The organism is Shinella fusca (assembly GCF_014203155.1).
GTDB classification, from domain to species: domain Bacteria; phylum Pseudomonadota; class Alphaproteobacteria; order Rhizobiales; family Rhizobiaceae; genus Shinella; species Shinella fusca.
In genome coordinates, this window is the sequence record NZ_JACHIK010000009.1 from 92,589 (window position 1) to 108,202 (window position 15,614).

Here is a 15,614-nt window from a genome sequence, read left to right on the forward strand (position 1 = left end):
GTTTCGATTTTGTTGCCTTGCAGCAAACCCGTGCCGGAAGGCTCAGGCCTTGCGGAACACGTAGTCCGTTTCCTGCCGCAACGCCTTGCCGGGGCGCAGCACCGCATCGGGGAAATTGCCGTGGTTGACGGCATCCGGCCAGACCTGCGTTTCAAGGCAGAAGCCGGCGAAAGGCCCGTAGTGCCGGCCGCCGAGACCGGGAACGGGAGAATCCACATAGGCGCCGGTATAGAGCTGCACGCCGGGCTCGGTGGTCGAGACCGACAGCGACACGCCGGAAAGCGGGCTGCGCACCTCGGCGACGGGGCGCTTTTCCTGCCGCGCGGCGGAAAGGCAGAAATTGTGGTCGAAGGCGATGCCGCCCTCCTCCGTCTGGCGGCGGAGCGGCGTCCAGTCGCGAAGGTCGAAGGGCGTGCCGGCGACGGGGCGGACCTCGCCGGTCGGGATGAGGTTCTCGTCGACGGGCAGGTAATGCTCGGCCGCAAGGCGGATCTCGTGGCCGAACGCATCGGCGCCGCCGTCGAGGATGAAATAGCTGTGCTGGCAGAGATTGGCCGGCGTCGGCGCATCCGTGGTCGCCTCATAGGCGACGGAAAGCGTGCCGCCGCCGGAAAGGCGATAAGTGCAGGCAACGGCGCAATTGCCGGGATAGCCGGCGCGGCCCGCGGGATCGGTGACCGTCAGGGTGACGAAATCCGCCCCCTGTGCCGCAATGCGCCAGTTCTGCCGCCCCGTGCCGTCGCTGCCGCCGTGCAGGTGCGTGACGCCGCGTTCGTTGCATTCGAGCTGGTAGGCCGTGCCGTCGATGGAGAAGCGCCCGCCGGCGATGCGGTTGGCGCAGCGTCCCGGCGTCGCGCCGAAATAGGGGGAATGGTCGAGATAGGAGGCAAGATCCTCGAAACCGAGCACGAGAGGCGCATCGTGGCCTTCGAGGCGAAGGTCCTGGATGACCGCGCCCCAGGTCAGCACATGGGCCGTGAGGCCGCCGCCCGCGATCGTGATGCGCTCGACCGCCTCGCCGGAGGCAAGGCGCCCGAAGATCTCATTTCCTGCACTCACGCCTGTCTCCCCCGTCCGGTCATCCGCGCGGCAACCTGCTGCAATTTTCTCCGGTTCGCAATCGGAAAAGTCATACTTTTTAGAATCCGCCTCAGAAATTCTTCTGGTAGACGATGAAGGGCGTCTTGTCGGCGATGCGGTCGTAGAGGTTTCGCGCGGTGGCGTTGAACTCCTGCGTCATCCAGTAGACCTCCGGCGCGCCGGCCTCCGCGGCCTTGGTGTAGACGCCCTCGATGAGCGCGCGGCCGATACCGGTGCCGCGCACGTCAGGATCGGCAAAGAGGTCCTGCAGGTAGCAGATATTGCCGAGCGTCCAGCAGGAACGGTGGAAGAGGTAGTGCGCAAGGCCGACGGGCCGGCCGTCGAGCGTAGCGAGAAGGCCACGATACTCGCCCTGCGCATTCTCGCCCGTCAGCCGGGCGAAGGTGCTGGCATAGACCTCTTCCGGCAGCACCGTTTCGTAGAAGGCGAGATAGGCGGTCCACAGGCGCCGCCATTCGCCTTCGTCATGCGTGTGCAGCGGGCGGATGACGACGCGGCTCATGGATATCAGGCTCCCGTTCCGATTTTCTGAAGGTCGTAGGGCGTCGTCTGGTAGATCTCGTTGATCCAGTTGCCGAAGAGCAGGTGCGCATGGCCGCGCCAGCGGTTCTGCGGCGTCAGCGACGGGTCGTTGTGCGGGAAATAGTTCTTCGGCAGCTTGATCGGCACGCCGGCCGAGACGTCGCGGAAATATTCGTCGGCGAGCGAGGTGGAATCGTATTCCACATGGTTGAAGATGTAGAGCCGGTTGCCCGCCTTCTCCTCGACCAGGCACACGCCCGTCTCGTCCGAATCGAGCAGAATCTCGAGCGCCGGCACCTTGCGGATGTCCTCGGTGCGGATTTCCGTCCAGCGCGAGACGGGCACCTCGAAATCGTCGGAGAAGCCGTTGAGATAGACCGAGGAGGGCTTGCGGTTGTGGTGGCGGTAGACGCCGAAGGCCTTCTCGTCCAGCGTGCGCTTGGGCACGCCGTGGAAGTGGTAGATCGCCGCCATCGCACCCCAGCAGACATTCAGCGTGGAATGCACGTTGGTCTCTGTCCAGTCGAGGATCTGCTTCATCTCGTCCCAATAGGTGACGTCCTCGTAGTCGAGGGTCTCCACCGGCGCGCCGGTGATGATGAAGCCGTCGAACTTGCGGTGCTTTACCTCCTCCCACGTATCGTAGAAGGAGAGCAGGTGCTCTTCCGAGGTGTTCTTGGCGCGGTGGCCGCCGACGCGCACCAGCGACAGCTCCACCTGCAGGGGCGAGGCGCCGACGAGGCGCGCCATCTGCACTTCCGTCTTGATCTTGTTCGGCATGAGGTTGAGCAGCCCGATCTGCAGCGGGCGGATATCCTGCCGGATCGCCACCGTTTCGGTCATCACCCTGACGCCCTCGTTCACGAGGGTTTCGAAGGCGGGGAGCGTATCGGGAATCTTGATGGGCATCTTTCACTCGATCGAAAACAAAAACCGGCCGCAACGATGTCACAGCCGGTCCACGGAAGGTTTTCCTCGCGCGGCCCTTTAGCGACTTGTTTAACGTGGCTGCAAGCCGGCCGGCCAAATCACCACGGTCTCCTTGATAGCGCTACTTCAAACGCGAATCAATCGGCGCAGCAAGGCCCGGATGCGGGCGGCATCCGGGCCTTGCGCTCGTCCGAGGCGAAAGGGCTCAGTAATAGCCGTAGTGCTTGTTCTTGATGATGATCTTCACGCCGTGGTAGCCGCCGTAGTGCTTCCGGTGCGGATGGTAGCTGTAGCCGTGATGCTTGTAGCCGTAGCCATAGCTCTTGTAGCCGTAGGAGCCGGCCTGCGAGGGGGCGGCGAAGGAAACGGCGGCGATGACGGCGACGACGACGGCGACGACGACGGAAACGATGACCTTGCGCATGAGACTCTCCTGATCTCCCGGTTGCAGGATGAGTTCCCCTCATCCAGTGATCAGACTTTCCCATAGGAGCGAGGCCGGCGCTGTTCCGGCGGGAACAGGGTGCCTTAACATACCCTCTTCGTCGTCATCCTGGGGCTTGTGTGGAGAAGAAGTGGTGGGCCGGTGGCTGGCGAACGTCGCCCGGTCCAGTGCCACCCTACCGCCGGATCCGCGTCGACAGGATGATCGACGATAGCGTGCGCTCGACGCCGTCGATGGCGCCGATGCGGTCTATGAGGTGGTCGAGCTCGGCGATGGAGGCCGCTTCGACGACGGCGATGAGGTCGAAGCTGCCGCTGACCGAATGGAGCGTGCGCACGGCCGAGATGGCGTGCAGTTCCGTGGTGATGCGCGCCAGCGTCTTCGGGGCGATGGTGATGAGGACATGGGCCTTCACCATGCCGCTCTCGTAGGCGTCGGAAAGTTTCACGCCGTAGCCGGCGATCACGCCGTCCCGCTCCAGCCGATCGATCTTCGCCTGCACGGTCGTGCGGGAAAGGCCGAGCCTGCGGGCGATGGTCGCGGTCTGCTCGCGGGCGTTCTCGCTGAGGATGGCAAGCAGCTCCCGATCCTTGGCGCCTAGCGTCGAAATGCTCATTTTCACCGTCGTTCTGCCGATATTGATAACGCATTATGGCAGATGCGGCGCTTTAAATCGACAGGCCCCGCCGTCAAAATAAGCGCATCAATTCATGCCGGAGGGAAATCACATGAAGGACATCGTCGTCATCGGCGCAGGCAAGATCGGCTCGACCATCGCGCGCATGCTGGCCCATAGCGGGGACTACCGCGTCACCGTCGCGGACCGTTCGGAAGACCAGCTTGCCGCCATCGAGCGCCACGCCGCCGTTTCCACCGCCGTCGTCGACATCGCCGATGCCGCCGCCATGAAGGCGCTGCTCACCGGCAAGTTCGCCGTTCTCTCGGCTGCGCCCTATCACCTGACGGTCGCCATCGCGGAAGCCGCCGCCGCTGCGGGCGTCCACTATCTCGACCTTACGGAAGACGTCGAATCCACCCGCCAGGTCAAGCGCATCGCCGAAAACGCCACGACGGCCTTCATTCCCCAGTGCGGCCTTGCGCCGGGCTTCATCTCTATCGTCGCCAACGACCTTGCCAGCCGCTTCGACACGCTCGACAGCGTGCGCATGCGCGTCGGCGCCCTGCCGCAGTACCCCTCCAACGCGCTCAACTACAACCTGACCTGGAGCACGGACGGCGTCATCAACGAATATATCGAGCCCTGCGAAGCCATCGTCGAAAGCGCTCTGATCGAGGTCCCGGCGCTGGAAGAGCGCGAGGAGTTCTCGCTCGACGGCGTGACCTACGAGGCCTTCAACACCTCGGGCGGCCTCGGCACGCTCTGCGAGACGCTGAAGGGCAAGGTGCGCACGCTGAACTACAAGACGATCCGCTATCCGGGCCATGCCGCCATCATGAAGGCGCTGCTCAACGACCTCGGCCTGCGCCATCGCCGCGAAGTCCTGAAAGACATCTTCGAGAACGCGCTTCCGACCACCACGCAGGACGTCGTCATCATCTTCGTGACCGTTTCGGGCCGCAAGAACGGCCGCCTGATCCAGGAAACCTACGCCAACAAGGTCTACAGCGCCCCGGTCGCCGGCAGCCTGCATTCGGCGATCCAGATCACGACGGCCGGCTCGATCTGCGCCGTGCTCGACATGCTCGCCGACGGCTCGCTGCGCGCGAAGGGCTTCGTCCGCCAGGAAGAAATCGCCCTCGACGCCTTCCTCGCCAACCGCTTCGGCCACTACTACGCCCAGGAGCATCACGGCGCCCGCGCCGCCTGATTTCCCACACTCTTCAAACGCCCCGGACCGGCCGGGGCGTTTTCGTTCGTGGCCCGGCCGCGGGGAAGCAAAGAACGCCGCAAAGGCGCGGAGCAATAAAAATGGGGCCTCTCGCGAGGCCCCTTTTCTTTTGCCGGCTTGCTTTGCGGTGGCTCAGGAAAGCCGCACGCAGGCCTCGGCGATGCGGGTCAGCGCCTCCCTCAGTTCCGCTTCCGACGTGGCGTAGGAGATGCGGAAATAGGGCGAGAGACCGAAGGCGGAGCCGGGGACGACGGCGACATTCGCGTCTTCGAGGAGATAGTCCGTGAAGTCGCTGTCGGCCTCGATGCGCTTGCCCTTGGGTGTCGTCTTGCCGATGACGCCGGCACAGCCGGAGAAGGTGTAGAAGGCGCCTTCCGGCGTGCGGCAGGCGAGGCCGGGAATGGCGTTCAGCGCCGCAACGACGAGGTCACGGCGGTGCTGGAAGCTCGCCTGGCGTTCCTTCAAAAAGTCCTGCGGGCCGGTGAGCGCCTCGACCGAGGCGGCCTGGCTGACGGAAGAGGGGCAGGAGGTCGCCTGACTCTGGATCACGGCCATGGCCTTGATCAGCGCCTTCGGGCCGCCGGCATAGCCGATGCGCCAGCCGGTCATGGCATAGGCCTTGGAGACGCCGTTGATCGTCAGCGTCCGGCTTTTCAGGCGCGGCTCGATGGCGACGGGGGTGACGAACCTGAATCCATCGTAGACGATGTGCTCGTACATGTCGTCGACCATCAGCCAGACATGCGGATGGCGCAGCAGCACCTCCAGCAGCGGACGGTAGTCTTCCTCGCCATAGGCCGCGCCCGAGGGGTTGGACGGCGAATTGAGGAGCACCCAGCGGGTCTTCGGCGTGATCGCCTTTTCGAGCTGTTCCGCTTTAAGGCGGAAGCCGGCTTCGGCGTCGCAGGGGATCAGCACCGGCACGCCGCCGCAGATCTCCACGATGTCGGAATAGGAGGTCCAGTAGGGCGTCGGGATGATCACCTCGTCGCCCGGATTGACGCTCGCCATGAAGGCGTTGAAGAGAATCTGCTTGGCGCCCGTTGCGACGGTGACCTCGTCGATTGCATAGTCGACATTGTTCTCGCGCCGAAACTTCTCCGAAATCGCCTTCTTCAGTGCCGGCGTGCCGTCGAGCGCGGTATATTTCGTCTCGCCGCGGTCGATGGCCGCCTTGGCGGCGGCCTTGACGTTGTCGGGCGTGTCGAAATCGGGCTCGCCGGCGCCGAGGATGATGACCGGCAGGCCGTCCTTCTTCATGGCATTCGCGCGCGCGCCGATCTGCAGGATCTTCGAAACGCCGATGGCGGCGATGCGCGAGGCGGGCGTGAAGCCCGCCTCCTCGATTTTGCCTTGTGCGTTCATGGCCGCTTACTCGATATCGAAGGAGACGCCCTGGGCGAGCGGCAGGGCCTTCGAATAGTTCACCGTGTTGGTGGAGCGGCGCATATAGGCCTTCCAGGCGTCGGAGCCGGATTCGCGTCCGCCGCCGGTTTCCTTCTCGCCGCCGAACGCGCCGCCGATCTCGGCGCCCGAGGTGCCGATGTTGACGTTGGCGATGCCGCAATCCGAGCCGTCGGCCGACAGGAAGCGCTCGGCTTCCTGCACGTTGAGCGTGAAGATGGAGGAGGAGAGGCCGGCCGAGACGGCGTTGTGGTCGTCCAGAACGGCGTCGAAGTCGGAATATTTCATGACGTAGAGGATCGGCGCGAAGGTCTCTTCGAGAACGGGGCCGGCCTGCTTGGGCATTTCGACGATGGCGGGCTTGACGTAGTAGGCCGTGTCCTTGCCGGCCTCAGCAACGCGCTCGCCGCCGGTGACGGTGCCGCCCTCGGCCCTGGCCGCTGCCAGCGCCTTCTGCATGTTGTCGAAGGCCTGCTTGTCGACGAGCGGGCCGACGAGGGCGGAGGTCTCCAGCGGGTTGCCGACGGAAACGCTCGTATAGGCCTTCTTCAGGCGCGGCACGAGCTGGTCGTAGACGCTGTCATGCACGAAGAGGCGGCGCAGCGTCGTGCAGCGCTGGCCGGCGGTGCCCATGGCGCCGAAGGCGATGGCGCGCAGCGCCATGTCGAGGTCGGCGGACGGGCAGACGATGCCGGCATTGTTGCCGCCGAGCTCGAGGATCGAGCGGGCGAAACGCTTTGCGAGGCGCGGGCCGACTTCCTTGCCCATGCGGGTGGAGCCGGTGGCCGAGACGAGGGCGACCTTGGAATTGTCGACAAGGGCTTCGCCGATGGCGCGGTCGCCGATGAGGACCTGGCTGAGGTTCGCCGGGGCATCGCCGAAGCGGGCAAGGGCGCGCTCGAAGATCGCCTGGCAGGCGAGCGCCGTCAGCGGGGTCTTTTCGGACGGCTTCCAGACGATGGAATTGCCGGCGACGAGCGCGAGCGCGGCGTTCCACGACCAGACGGCGACCGGGAAGTTGAAGGCCGAGATGATGCCGACGACGCCGAGCGGGTGCCAGGTCTCCATCATGCGGTGGCCGGGGCGCTCGGTGGCGATGGTGAGGCCGTAGAGCTGGCGGGAAAGGCCGACGGCGAAATCGCAGATGTCGATCATTTCCTGCACTTCGCCGAGGCCTTCGGAGGTGATCTTGCCGGCCTCGATGGAGACGAGGCGGCCGAGATCGGCCTTGGACGCGCGCAGTTCCTCGCCGAGCAGGCGCACGAGCTCGCCGCGCTTGGGGGCGGGCACGAGGCGCCAGGCCTTGAAGGCTTCGTGGGCGGCGTCGATCGCCTTGTCGGTCCCGGCGGCGGAAACCGTCTTCAGCTTGCCGATTTCCTCGCCGCTGACCGGGCTGTAGGAGGCCATACCGCCACCCTGCCAGGCGGAGCGGGCGACGCCCAGCTTGTCGAGAAGGGCTTCGGTTTCCTTTTTCACGTCGACTTTCGTCATCGGGTATCTCCCTGTTGTCTCTCAGAAGGTCATGGTGCCGAGCGGGCCCGGCGAGGTGATGGTTTTGAGCCCGGCCGCAAGCGCGCGGATTTTTTCCGGGGTGTATTGGTCGTAGAAAACCTGGTTCTTGCGGCCGATGCCGTGTTCTGCCGAAAAGCTGCCGCCGAAACCCTCGACCGCGACGGTGAAGACCCACGCGCGCAGGTCCGCCTCGAAATCGGGATCGGCAAGGCGCGGGTCGTCTTTCGCGACGACGAGGTTGAAGTGGACGCCGCCGTCGCCGATATGGCCGAAGTCGCAGATCGTCACGTCCTCGAAGTGGTCCGGCATTTCCGCCTTCATATGGGCGAGGAAGGGCATGATGTCACCCCGGCGGAAGGACAGATCGAAGGCGATCAATCGCCCGCTATGCTTCACACCTTCGGAGAGTGCATGGCGCAGCGCCCAGATCTCGTGTGGCGGGCCGACGAAGGCGTCCGTAAGCGGCGCGCCCTCCTGTTCCCAGATCGCGGCCAGAACCTCTTCCAGCACGGCGTCGAGCGGCTGTTCGCCTTCGCGCGGCGAGGTGGAGCGGGAGATTTCCGCGAGGATGACGAAATCCGGCACCACGCCGCCCTGGAAGGGATTGCGCAGCGAGGGCACATGGTCGAGCGCGGCGCGAACGGCATTGCCGGACATGCCCTCGAAGGCGGAAAGGTAGCTGCCGAGCGCGTCTTCCATGGCGACGAGCAGCGTTGCGACCGCTTCGGGCGAGGCCGGCACGAGCAGGGCGGTCGCGGACTGTTTTGGCGCAGGCTCCAGATTGAGGACGCATTCGGTGATGATGCCGAAGGCGCCCGTGGTGCCGATGAAGAGCTGCTTCCAGTCGATGCCGGTATTGTTCTTGCGCAGGTCCGAGGAAAGGTCGAGCACGGTGCCGGCCTCGTCGGCGAGGACGACGGTGAGGCCGAGCGTGTTGCGGCGCACGTCCCCGTAGCGCAGGAACCGCGAGCCGCCGGTGTTCGTGGCGATCATGCCGCCGAGGCGGGGATCGGCGCCGAGGTCGATGGGGAAGAACAGGCCGCTCTCCTCCAGCCGGCCGTTGAGGTCGGAAAGGCGCAGGCCTGCACCGGCCTTCACCGAGCGGTTCACGAGGTCGAGTGCGAAGGGCGCGGTCAGGCGGTCGAGGCTGAGAATGCCCTGAAGGCCGCTGTCGTCGGGCGTCGAGCCGGAGACGAGGCCGGTATTGCCGGACTGCGGCACCAGCGCGATGCCGTTCCTCACGCAATAGGAAACGACGGCGGAGGTTTCCGCTGTCGAGGCCGGGCGGGCGACGAAGGCGGCGCGGCCCTTGTCATAGCGCGCGCCGGTCTCGTAGGCCGCCATGTCGGATCCGGTGAGAAGGCCCTTCTCGCCGGTGATACCCTTCAGCGCTTCGATATGGCGTGCCTCGATCATGCTTTCGTCCGTCACTCCGCGGCGGCAGCCATGTTGACGATGCCGAGGCACATTTCAAGCGAGGCGCGCTCGATGCCGGCATAATGGGCGAATTCGTCCAGCACGCTTGCGCCGAGGTCGCGCTCGAACATCACCTGGTTGGGGCTGGCGACGAAATCCTGCGTCGCGTCGTCGCCGAGGTTCGACTGGAAGATGCCGGCCGCGCTGACCGGCAGGAAGTCCTCGTAGACGATCGGATCGAACTGGATGAGGCCGGCTTCGATGGCGGTTTCGAGGTCGGCATTGCGGCCGGTGACGGCCTTGCCCTTTTCCGTCAGCGAATAGCGGAAGTAGCCGAGGCGCGCCTTGCGGATGCCGTCCCAATCGTCCGGGAAGGCCTTGAAGACGTCGGCGAGCGCGGCTTCGTATTCGGCGGCATTCGAGCCGTCGGCGGCCGGGCGCACGTGGGCGCGGGTCTCGGCAAGCAGCCGGTCGTAGAGCGCGCGGCCCTTCGGCGTCAGCGCGATGCCGCGCTGCTCGATCTCGCCGAAGCGGGCCGTGTGCGAGCCCTTCTGCCAGCTTCCGTCCTCGCCGATGAAGGAGACGGCCTCCTCCAGCGCCTTGAACGAGGTCTGACGCAGGAGGATCGGGCACTTGCGGGTCGGCGGGCCTTCGACGACGGCCTTGGGGGCGATGCCTTCCTGCGGCATCCGCGCCTGCACCTTGTCGATGTCGAGCGTGCGCGGCGTCAGGTGGTTGATGTGCGGGCCCTTGAAGGAGACGACGTCGGCGATCAGGCGGTGCGCGTCGTGCAGGCGCCGGTACAGGTCGGCGCTGACGATGGCGCGGTCGTGCCAGCGGAAGGTTTCGAGCGCTTCCGTGACGAAACGGGCGGCGTCGGTCTCGTTCAGGCCGCCGTCGCGCTCGGCCTTTTCCACGAGCCGGACGGCCTCGTCCGTGAAGATCCTGCGGGCCGCCAGAACCGCGGCGGCTTCTTCGCGCAGCGCCTCGTCCGCGATGAGGTCGAGGCGCAGCAGCGAGGTGAAGACGCGGAACGGATTGCGGCTGAGGCTTTCCGCGCCGACCGGCCGGAAGGCGGTGGAGTGGACGGGAACGCCGGCCGTCGAAAGGTCGTAGTAGCCGACCGGGGCCATGCCCATGACGGCGAAGACGCGGCGCATCATGGAAAGCTCTTCCGGCGTGCCGAGGCGGATGGCGCCGTGGCGCTCCTCGGAGATGCGGTCGAGGGAATCGGTGGCTTCGAGCCGCGCCTTCATCTGCGGGTCGGCGGCGAGCGTCTTGTCGTTGACATCGGCGACCAGCGCCATCAGCGTGCCGTAGGCCGGAACCTCGTCCCGGTACATGGCGGACATGGCGGCAGAGAAACCGGAGCGGATCTCGTCCGCGCGAACATACGAATTTGCTTTCATGGGAAGCGGTCTCATCTTACAAGGGTGGAAGGCCCTGATCATTCTCAAAACGGATCATACCGGATCGTTTCCCCTAGCGATTGCGACCGTTCTGACTATGTTGATGCGAGGAATGAATGAAGCTCAGTCGAAGGCTCATCCCGGACGTCACCACGCTGCAGGCGTTCGAATGCGCCGCGCGCCACGGCTCCTTCACGCAGGCCGCGCATGAACTGAACCTCACCCAGAGCGCCGTCAGCCGGCAGATCAAGGACCTTGAGGAACAGCTCGGCGTCCTGCTCTTCGAGCGCGTGCGCCAGCGCGTCGTGCTCTCCGACGATGGCCGCCGGTTCCTTCCCGAAGTGAGGAAGCTCCTGCACCAGACGGAAGAGACCATGCTGCGCGCCATGGCCTCGGCCTCCTCCGAGCATAGCCTGTCCATCGCGACGCTGCCGACCTTCGGCAGCCGCTGGCTGACGCCGCGCATTCCGGGCTTCCTTGCCGAACATCCCGGCACGATCATCAACATCGCCTCGCGCTCCGCGCCGTTCGATTTCGACGAGGAGAATTTCGACCTCGCGATCCATTACGGCCAGCCCGTCTGGGCGCGCGCTGCCTGCTCCTATCTGTGCAGCGAGGAGATCCTGCCCGCGGCGAGCCCCGAGCTCCTGAAAGCCTGGAGCCCCTCCGAGCCGAAGGACCTGGAGGCGGCGCCGCTCCTTCATCTCGCCACGCGCCCCAAGCTCTGGGCGCAATGGTTCGACCTGAACGGCGGCTCGGCGGACACGGCTTATCGCGGCCACCGCTTCGACCAGTTCTCCATGGTGATCGAGTCCGCCGTCGCCGGCCTCGGCTTCGCGCTGCTGCCGAAATATCTCATCGAGCAGGAGCTTGCGCACGGGCGCCTTGCCGTCGTCTTCGACCGGCCGATGGAGACGGAAAATAGCTATTATCTCGTCGTGCCCGAGGGCAAGCTGGAGAACCCGCTGAGCCAGGCCTTCCGGGCGTGGATCGCCAGGCAGGTTCCCTGACGCCTTCATGCGGCGGGGGCATGACCCGGTTCTGATTTTTTGCTTTAGTCGTGGTGCCGCTTCGCCGATGGTGCGAGGATAATCCTCCTTCCGAAAAGACAGACCACCATGCTCAACGACCCGCGCTCCCATGGCCTCTGGGAGATGACCGCTCCGGCTGCTCCTGAAACCGCATCCCTTTCCGGCACGGCGGAGGCGGATGTCGTCATCGTCGGCGGCGGCTTCACCGGCTTTTCCGCCGCGTTGCACCTTGCCGAGCGCGGCACGCGGGTGGTTCTTCTGGAAGGCGCGGAGATCGGCTACGGCGGCTCGGGCCGTAATGTCGGCCTCGTCAATGCCGGCATGTGGGTGATGCCCGACGAACTGCCGGGCGTCCTCGGCGATCTCTACGGCAGCCGGCTTCTCGAACTCCTCGGCAATGCGCCGCGCCTCGTCTTCGACCTCGTCGAAAAACATGCGATCGACTGCGAGATCAACCCGGCCGGCACGCTGCACTGCGCGGTCGGCCAATCCGGCCTCGACGAACTGAAGCAGCGCGCCGAACAATGGGCGCGGCGCGGCGCGCCGGTGCGCCTGCTCGATGCCGCCGAGACGGCCGCGAAGGTGGGTACGGAGGCCTATGCAGGCTCGCTCCTCGACATGCGCGCCGGCACGATCCAGCCGCTCGCCTATGTGCGCGGCCTTGCCCGCGCGGCGATGGCGGCCGGGGCAGAAGTCTTCACCGGCAGCCCGGTGACGGGCGCCGAGCGGACCGGCAAGCGCTGGAGCGTGAAGACGGCGCACGGGTCCGTCACGGCGGACTGGGTGGTCGTCGCCACCAATGCCTATACCGTTTCGCCGTGGAACGAGGTGCGGGCCGAGCTCGTGCACCTTCCCTATTTCAACTTCGCCACCGTGCCGCTTTCCGCCGAGATGCAGGCGAGAATCCTGCCGGAAAGGCAGGGCGTGTGGGACACGAAGGAGGTGCTCTCTTCCTTCCGTTTCGACAAGCGCGGCCGGCTGGTCTTCGGCAGCGTCGGGGCGCTGCGCGGTTCGGGCACAGCCGTCCACAAGGCCTGGGCGCGGCGGGCGCTGAAGAAGCTCTTCCCCGCCATCGGCGACGTCGCCTTCGAGGCGGAATGGTACGGCAAGATCGGCATGACGACCGACAACCTGCCGCGTTTCCACCGCCTTGCCGAGAACGTCGTCGGCTTTTCCGGCTATAACGGCCGGGGCATCGCGCCCGGCACGGTCTTCGGTCGCACGCTCGCCGAGCTCGTTTCGGGCGCGATTACGGAAATGGACCTGCCGCTGCCGGTCACCGATGCCGAAGCCCAGTCGTTCCGGACGCTGCGCGAGGGTTATTACGAGCTCGGGGCGCAGGTCGCCCATTTCGCGGGCGCGCGCCTCTAGGTTCCTGCCGTACGGCCGCCAAAATCTTTCCCTTTCCGCCCGACATGCGCTAAGGGCATCGGCCATGACCATGCCGGACCAGACCGAAAAATTCGTCGTCCTCCTCGGCGGCGCCCTCACGGCGACGCCGCGGCTTGCCGCGGACGTCGCCGGCGCCCGCTTCATCGCGGCGGACGGCGGCATGCGGCACGCCGCAAGCCTCGGCGTCACGCCGGATGTCTGGGTCGGCGATTTCGATTCCACGCCGCCCGCGCTTCTCGCCGCATGGCCGCATGTCGAGCGCCAGCCCTATCCGACCGCCAAGAACGAGACGGACGGGGCGATCGCCGTTTCCGCCGCGGCCGAACGCGGCGCGAAGAGCATCGTCCTTGCCGGCGCGCTCGGCGGCGAACGCAGCGACCATGCGCTGATGCACCTCCTCCAAGCCGTCTCGCTGGCGGAGGAGGGATTTGCCATCAAGCTCACCTCCGGCGAGGAGGAGGCCTGGCCGCTCCTGCCCGGCACCCGCGAGATCGACCTGCCGAAGGACAGCCTCTTCTCCGTCCTCGGCCTTTCGCCGCTCGCCGGCCTCTTCCTTTCGAATGTGCGCTATCCGCTCACCGATTTCTCGTTGCCCTTCGGCTCGTCGCGCACCATCTCCAATGTCGCGGAGGGCCCGATCCGCCTTTCGCTCGCCTCCGGCCGCGCCGTCCTCATCGCGCGGCCCTATGACCTTTCAGGAGCCTGACCCTTGGCACCGCCCATCCTCAAACTCGACGATATCTTCCTCAGCTTCGGCGGCACGCCGCTGCTTGCCGGCGCGAGCCTGCAGGTGGAGCCCGGCGACCGCATCTCACTCGTCGGGCGCAACGGCTCAGGCAAGTCGACGCTGATGAAGATCGCCGCCGGCCTTGCCGAGGCGCAGTCCGGTGAGGTCTTCCGCCATCCGTCCGCGACGATCCGCTACCTGCACCAAGCGCCGGATTTCGAGGGCTACGACACGGTCGCCGCCTATGCGGAGGCGGGCCTCGGCCCCTCCGACGATCCCTACCGCGTCACCTACCTGCTCGAGCATCTCGGCCTTACCGGCAGCGAGGACCCGAAATCGCTCTCGGGCGGCGAGGCGCGGCGGGCGGCGCTCGCCCGCGTCATGGCGCCGGAACCGGATATCCTGCTTCTCGACGAGCCGACCAACCATCTCGACCTTCCGACCATCGAGTGGCTGGAAGGCGAGCTGCAATCGACCCGCTCGGCCCTCGTCGTCATCTCGCACGACCGGCGCTTCCTCGAAAAGGTCTCCAACGCCACCGTCTGGCTCGACCGCGGCCAGTCGCGCCGGCTCAACCGAGGTTTCGGCCATTTCGAGGCCTGGCGCGACGAGGTGCTGGAGGCCGAGGAGCTGGAGCAGCACAAGCTCGGCAAGGCCATCGAGCGCGAGGAGCACTGGCTACGCTACGGCGTGACGGCGCGGCGCAAGCGCAACATGCGCCGGCTCGGCGCGCTGCACGACCTGCGCGCCCGCTACCGCGGCCACAAGGGGCCGCAGGGCAGCGTACAGGCGAGCGCCTCCGATGCGCAGGAATCCGGCAAGCTCGTCATCGAGGCGGAGAAGATCACGAAGGCCTATGGCGCGCGCACCATCGTCGCGCCCTTCTCGATCCGCGTGCACCGGGGCGACTGCATCGGCCTCGTCGGCCCGAACGGCGCAGGCAAGACGACGCTACTGAAGATGCTGACCGGCCAGCTTGCGCCCGACAGCGGCACGGTGAAGCTCGGCACGAACCTGGAGATCGCCACGCTCGACCAGCGCCGCGAGGACCTGAACCTCGACGACACGCTCGCGCACTATCTCACCGACGGGCGCGGCGAGACGCTGCTGGTGAACGGCGAGCAGCGCCATGTGACGGGCTACATGAAGGAATTCCTCTTCCAGCCCGAGCAGGCCCGCACGCCGATCCGCAACCTTTCCGGCGGCGAACGCGCCCGGCTGATGCTGGCGCGCATCCTCTCGCGGCCGACGAACCTGCTCATCCTCGACGAGCCGACCAACGACCTCGACATCGAGACGCTGGACCTCCTCCAGGAGATCGTCGCGGGCTTTGCCGGCACGGTGCTGCTGGTCAGCCACGACCGCGACTTCCTCGACCGCACCGTCACCTCGACCATCGCGCCCGCCGACCCGGAAAATCCGGACGGCCGCTGGATCGAATATGCCGGCGGCTATTCCGACATGATGGCCCAGCGCCGCGGCGCCATCGAGGAGAAGCGCAGGGCGGAGAAGGCCGAGAAGGCGAAGGCCTCCGATGCCGCGCCCGCCGCGGCCCCGGCGGACAAGGCGAAGGCAAAGCTCTCCTACAAGCAGAAATTCGCCCTCGAAAACCTGCCGAAGGAGATGGAGAAGGTGGAAAAGGACATCGCCGCCCGCGAGGCGAAGATGGCCGACCCGACCCTCTTCACCAAGGACCCCGCCGCCTTCAACAAGCTCGCCGCGGACCTGGAAAAGCTGCGCGCCTCGCTGACGAAGATGGAAGAGGAATGGCTGGAGCTGGAAATGCTGCGGGAGGAGCTGGAGGGCTGAGGACATCAGCATCGCCCGCAAGCCTCTCCATCGTCGGGCTCGGTTCGACTCGAGCATCAATGCACC

The 15,614-nt window shown here is 66.2% G+C and carries 14 protein-coding genes and 1 riboswitch; of the genes, 5 read left to right on the plus strand and 9 right to left on the minus strand.

Annotated elements, in window-relative coordinates; all coding sequences use genetic code 11:
• Window positions 1-42: 42 nt before the first annotated feature.
• The 5 genes from HNQ66_RS14315 to HNQ66_RS14335 all read right to left on the minus strand — a co-directional run bounded on the left by HNQ66_RS14315 (window position 43) and on the right by HNQ66_RS14335 (window position 3,614).
• Window positions 43-1,059 (minus strand): aldose epimerase family protein, encoded by a 1,017-nt coding sequence (locus HNQ66_RS14315; RefSeq protein WP_184144841.1) that lies wholly within the window; start codon window positions 1,057-1,059, stop codon window positions 43-45.
• Window positions 1,060-1,150: 91 nt separating this feature from the next.
• On the minus strand, window positions 1,151-1,603 hold the full coding sequence (locus tag HNQ66_RS14320) for a GNAT family N-acetyltransferase (RefSeq protein ID WP_184144842.1): 453 nt from the start codon (window positions 1,601-1,603) through the stop codon (window positions 1,151-1,153).
• A gap of 5 nt (window positions 1,604-1,608) precedes the next feature.
• Complete coding sequence (gene metA / locus HNQ66_RS14325) at window positions 1,609-2,532, minus strand: homoserine O-acetyltransferase MetA (protein ID WP_184144843.1); 924 nt, start codon at window positions 2,530-2,532, stop codon at window positions 1,609-1,611.
• 58 nt (window positions 2,533-2,590) lie between these two features.
• Window positions 2,591-2,668, minus strand: a riboswitch (SAM riboswitch).
• A 90-nt stretch (window positions 2,669-2,758) separates the two neighbouring features.
• On the minus strand, window positions 2,759-2,977 hold the full coding sequence (locus HNQ66_RS14330) for a hypothetical protein (protein ID WP_184144844.1): 219 nt from the start codon (window positions 2,975-2,977) through the stop codon (window positions 2,759-2,761).
• 196 nt (window positions 2,978-3,173) lie between these two features.
• Window positions 3,174-3,614, minus strand: coding sequence for an Lrp/AsnC family transcriptional regulator (locus tag HNQ66_RS14335; RefSeq protein ID WP_184144845.1), 441 nt, complete (start codon window positions 3,612-3,614; stop codon window positions 3,174-3,176).
• Window positions 3,615-3,726: 112 nt separating this feature from the next.
• Here HNQ66_RS14335 and HNQ66_RS14340 point away from each other — a divergent pair, with 112 nt between their 5' ends.
• A complete protein-coding gene (locus tag HNQ66_RS14340) occupies window positions 3,727-4,827 on the plus strand; it encodes a saccharopine dehydrogenase family protein (RefSeq protein WP_184144846.1) in 1,101 nt (366 codons plus the stop codon).
• 153 nt (window positions 4,828-4,980) lie between these two features.
• On the opposite strand, the gene HNQ66_RS14345 is transcribed toward HNQ66_RS14340, so the two are convergent.
• From HNQ66_RS14345 to hglS, 4 genes are read right to left on the minus strand one after another with little or no spacing between them, the layout of a single operon-like run.
• The gene (locus HNQ66_RS14345) at window positions 4,981-6,213 is read right to left on the minus strand and encodes a pyridoxal phosphate-dependent aminotransferase (RefSeq protein WP_184144847.1); all 1,233 of its coding nucleotides are present in this window, start codon (window positions 6,211-6,213) and stop codon (window positions 4,981-4,983) included.
• A gap of 6 nt (window positions 6,214-6,219) precedes the next feature.
• On the minus strand, window positions 6,220-7,743 hold the full coding sequence (gene amaB / locus HNQ66_RS14350; RefSeq protein WP_184144848.1) for an L-piperidine-6-carboxylate dehydrogenase: 1,524 nt from the start codon (window positions 7,741-7,743) through the stop codon (window positions 6,220-6,222).
• A gap of 21 nt (window positions 7,744-7,764) precedes the next feature.
• Window positions 7,765-9,180: an FAD-binding oxidoreductase gene (locus HNQ66_RS14355; RefSeq protein WP_184144849.1), complete on the minus strand. Its 1,416-nt coding sequence runs from the start codon at window positions 9,178-9,180 to the stop codon at window positions 7,765-7,767.
• An 11-nt stretch (window positions 9,181-9,191) separates the two neighbouring features.
• The gene (gene hglS, locus HNQ66_RS14360) at window positions 9,192-10,589 is read right to left on the minus strand and encodes a 2-oxoadipate dioxygenase/decarboxylase HglS (protein WP_184144850.1); all 1,398 of its coding nucleotides are present in this window, start codon (window positions 10,587-10,589) and stop codon (window positions 9,192-9,194) included.
• 116 nt (window positions 10,590-10,705) lie between these two features.
• On the opposite strand from hglS, the gene HNQ66_RS14365 reads away from it, so the two are divergent.
• The 4 genes from HNQ66_RS14365 (at window position 10,706) to HNQ66_RS14380 (ending at window position 15,548) form a co-directional block, all read left to right on the plus strand.
• Window positions 10,706-11,599 carry a LysR substrate-binding domain-containing protein gene (locus HNQ66_RS14365; RefSeq protein WP_184144851.1) on the plus strand — a complete coding sequence of 298 codons (894 nt, stop codon included), beginning with the start codon at window positions 10,706-10,708 and terminating at the stop codon, window positions 11,597-11,599.
• Between the two features lie 108 nt (window positions 11,600-11,707).
• Window positions 11,708-12,991: an NAD(P)/FAD-dependent oxidoreductase gene (locus HNQ66_RS14370; RefSeq protein ID WP_184144852.1), complete on the plus strand. Its 1,284-nt coding sequence runs from the start codon at window positions 11,708-11,710 to the stop codon at window positions 12,989-12,991.
• A 70-nt stretch (window positions 12,992-13,061) separates the two neighbouring features.
• Window positions 13,062-13,718 (plus strand): thiamine diphosphokinase, encoded by a 657-nt coding sequence (locus HNQ66_RS14375; RefSeq protein WP_184144928.1) that lies wholly within the window; start codon window positions 13,062-13,064, stop codon window positions 13,716-13,718.
• Window positions 13,719-13,721: 3 nt separating this feature from the next.
• A complete protein-coding gene (locus tag HNQ66_RS14380) occupies window positions 13,722-15,548 on the plus strand; it encodes an ABC-F family ATP-binding cassette domain-containing protein (protein ID WP_184144853.1) in 1,827 nt (608 codons plus the stop codon).
• Window positions 15,549-15,614 lie beyond the last annotated feature (66 nt).

Excerpts from the sequence above, each read along its gene's own strand:
- HNQ66_RS14320 (WP_184144842.1), bottom strand. The coding sequence starts at position 1,603 with ATGAGCCGCGTCGTCATCCGCCCGCTGCACACGCATGACGAAGGCGAA.
- metA (WP_184144843.1), bottom strand. The coding sequence starts at position 2,532 with ATGCCCATCAAGATTCCCGATACGCTCCCCGCCTTCGAAACCCTCGTG.
- HNQ66_RS14330 (WP_184144844.1), bottom strand. The coding sequence starts at position 2,977 with ATGCGCAAGGTCATCGTTTCCGTCGTCGTCGCCGTCGTCGTCGCCGTC.
- HNQ66_RS14335 (WP_184144845.1), bottom strand. The coding sequence starts at position 3,614 with ATGAGCATTTCGACGCTAGGCGCCAAGGATCGGGAGCTGCTTGCCATC.
- HNQ66_RS14340 (WP_184144846.1), top strand. The coding sequence starts at position 3,727 with ATGAAGGACATCGTCGTCATCGGCGCAGGCAAGATCGGCTCGACCATC.
- HNQ66_RS14345 (WP_184144847.1), bottom strand. The coding sequence starts at position 6,213 with ATGAACGCACAAGGCAAAATCGAGGAGGCGGGCTTCACGCCCGCCTCG.
- amaB (WP_184144848.1), bottom strand. The coding sequence starts at position 7,743 with ATGACGAAAGTCGACGTGAAAAAGGAAACCGAAGCCCTTCTCGACAAG.
- HNQ66_RS14355 (WP_184144849.1), bottom strand. The coding sequence starts at position 9,180 with ATGATCGAGGCACGCCATATCGAAGCGCTGAAGGGTATCACCGGCGAG.
- hglS (WP_184144850.1), bottom strand. The coding sequence starts at position 10,589 with ATGAAAGCAAATTCGTATGTTCGCGCGGACGAGATCCGCTCCGGTTTC.
- HNQ66_RS14365 (WP_184144851.1), top strand. The coding sequence starts at position 10,706 with ATGAAGCTCAGTCGAAGGCTCATCCCGGACGTCACCACGCTGCAGGCG.
- HNQ66_RS14370 (WP_184144852.1), top strand. The coding sequence starts at position 11,708 with ATGCTCAACGACCCGCGCTCCCATGGCCTCTGGGAGATGACCGCTCCG.
- HNQ66_RS14375 (WP_184144928.1), top strand. The coding sequence starts at position 13,062 with ATGCCGGACCAGACCGAAAAATTCGTCGTCCTCCTCGGCGGCGCCCTC.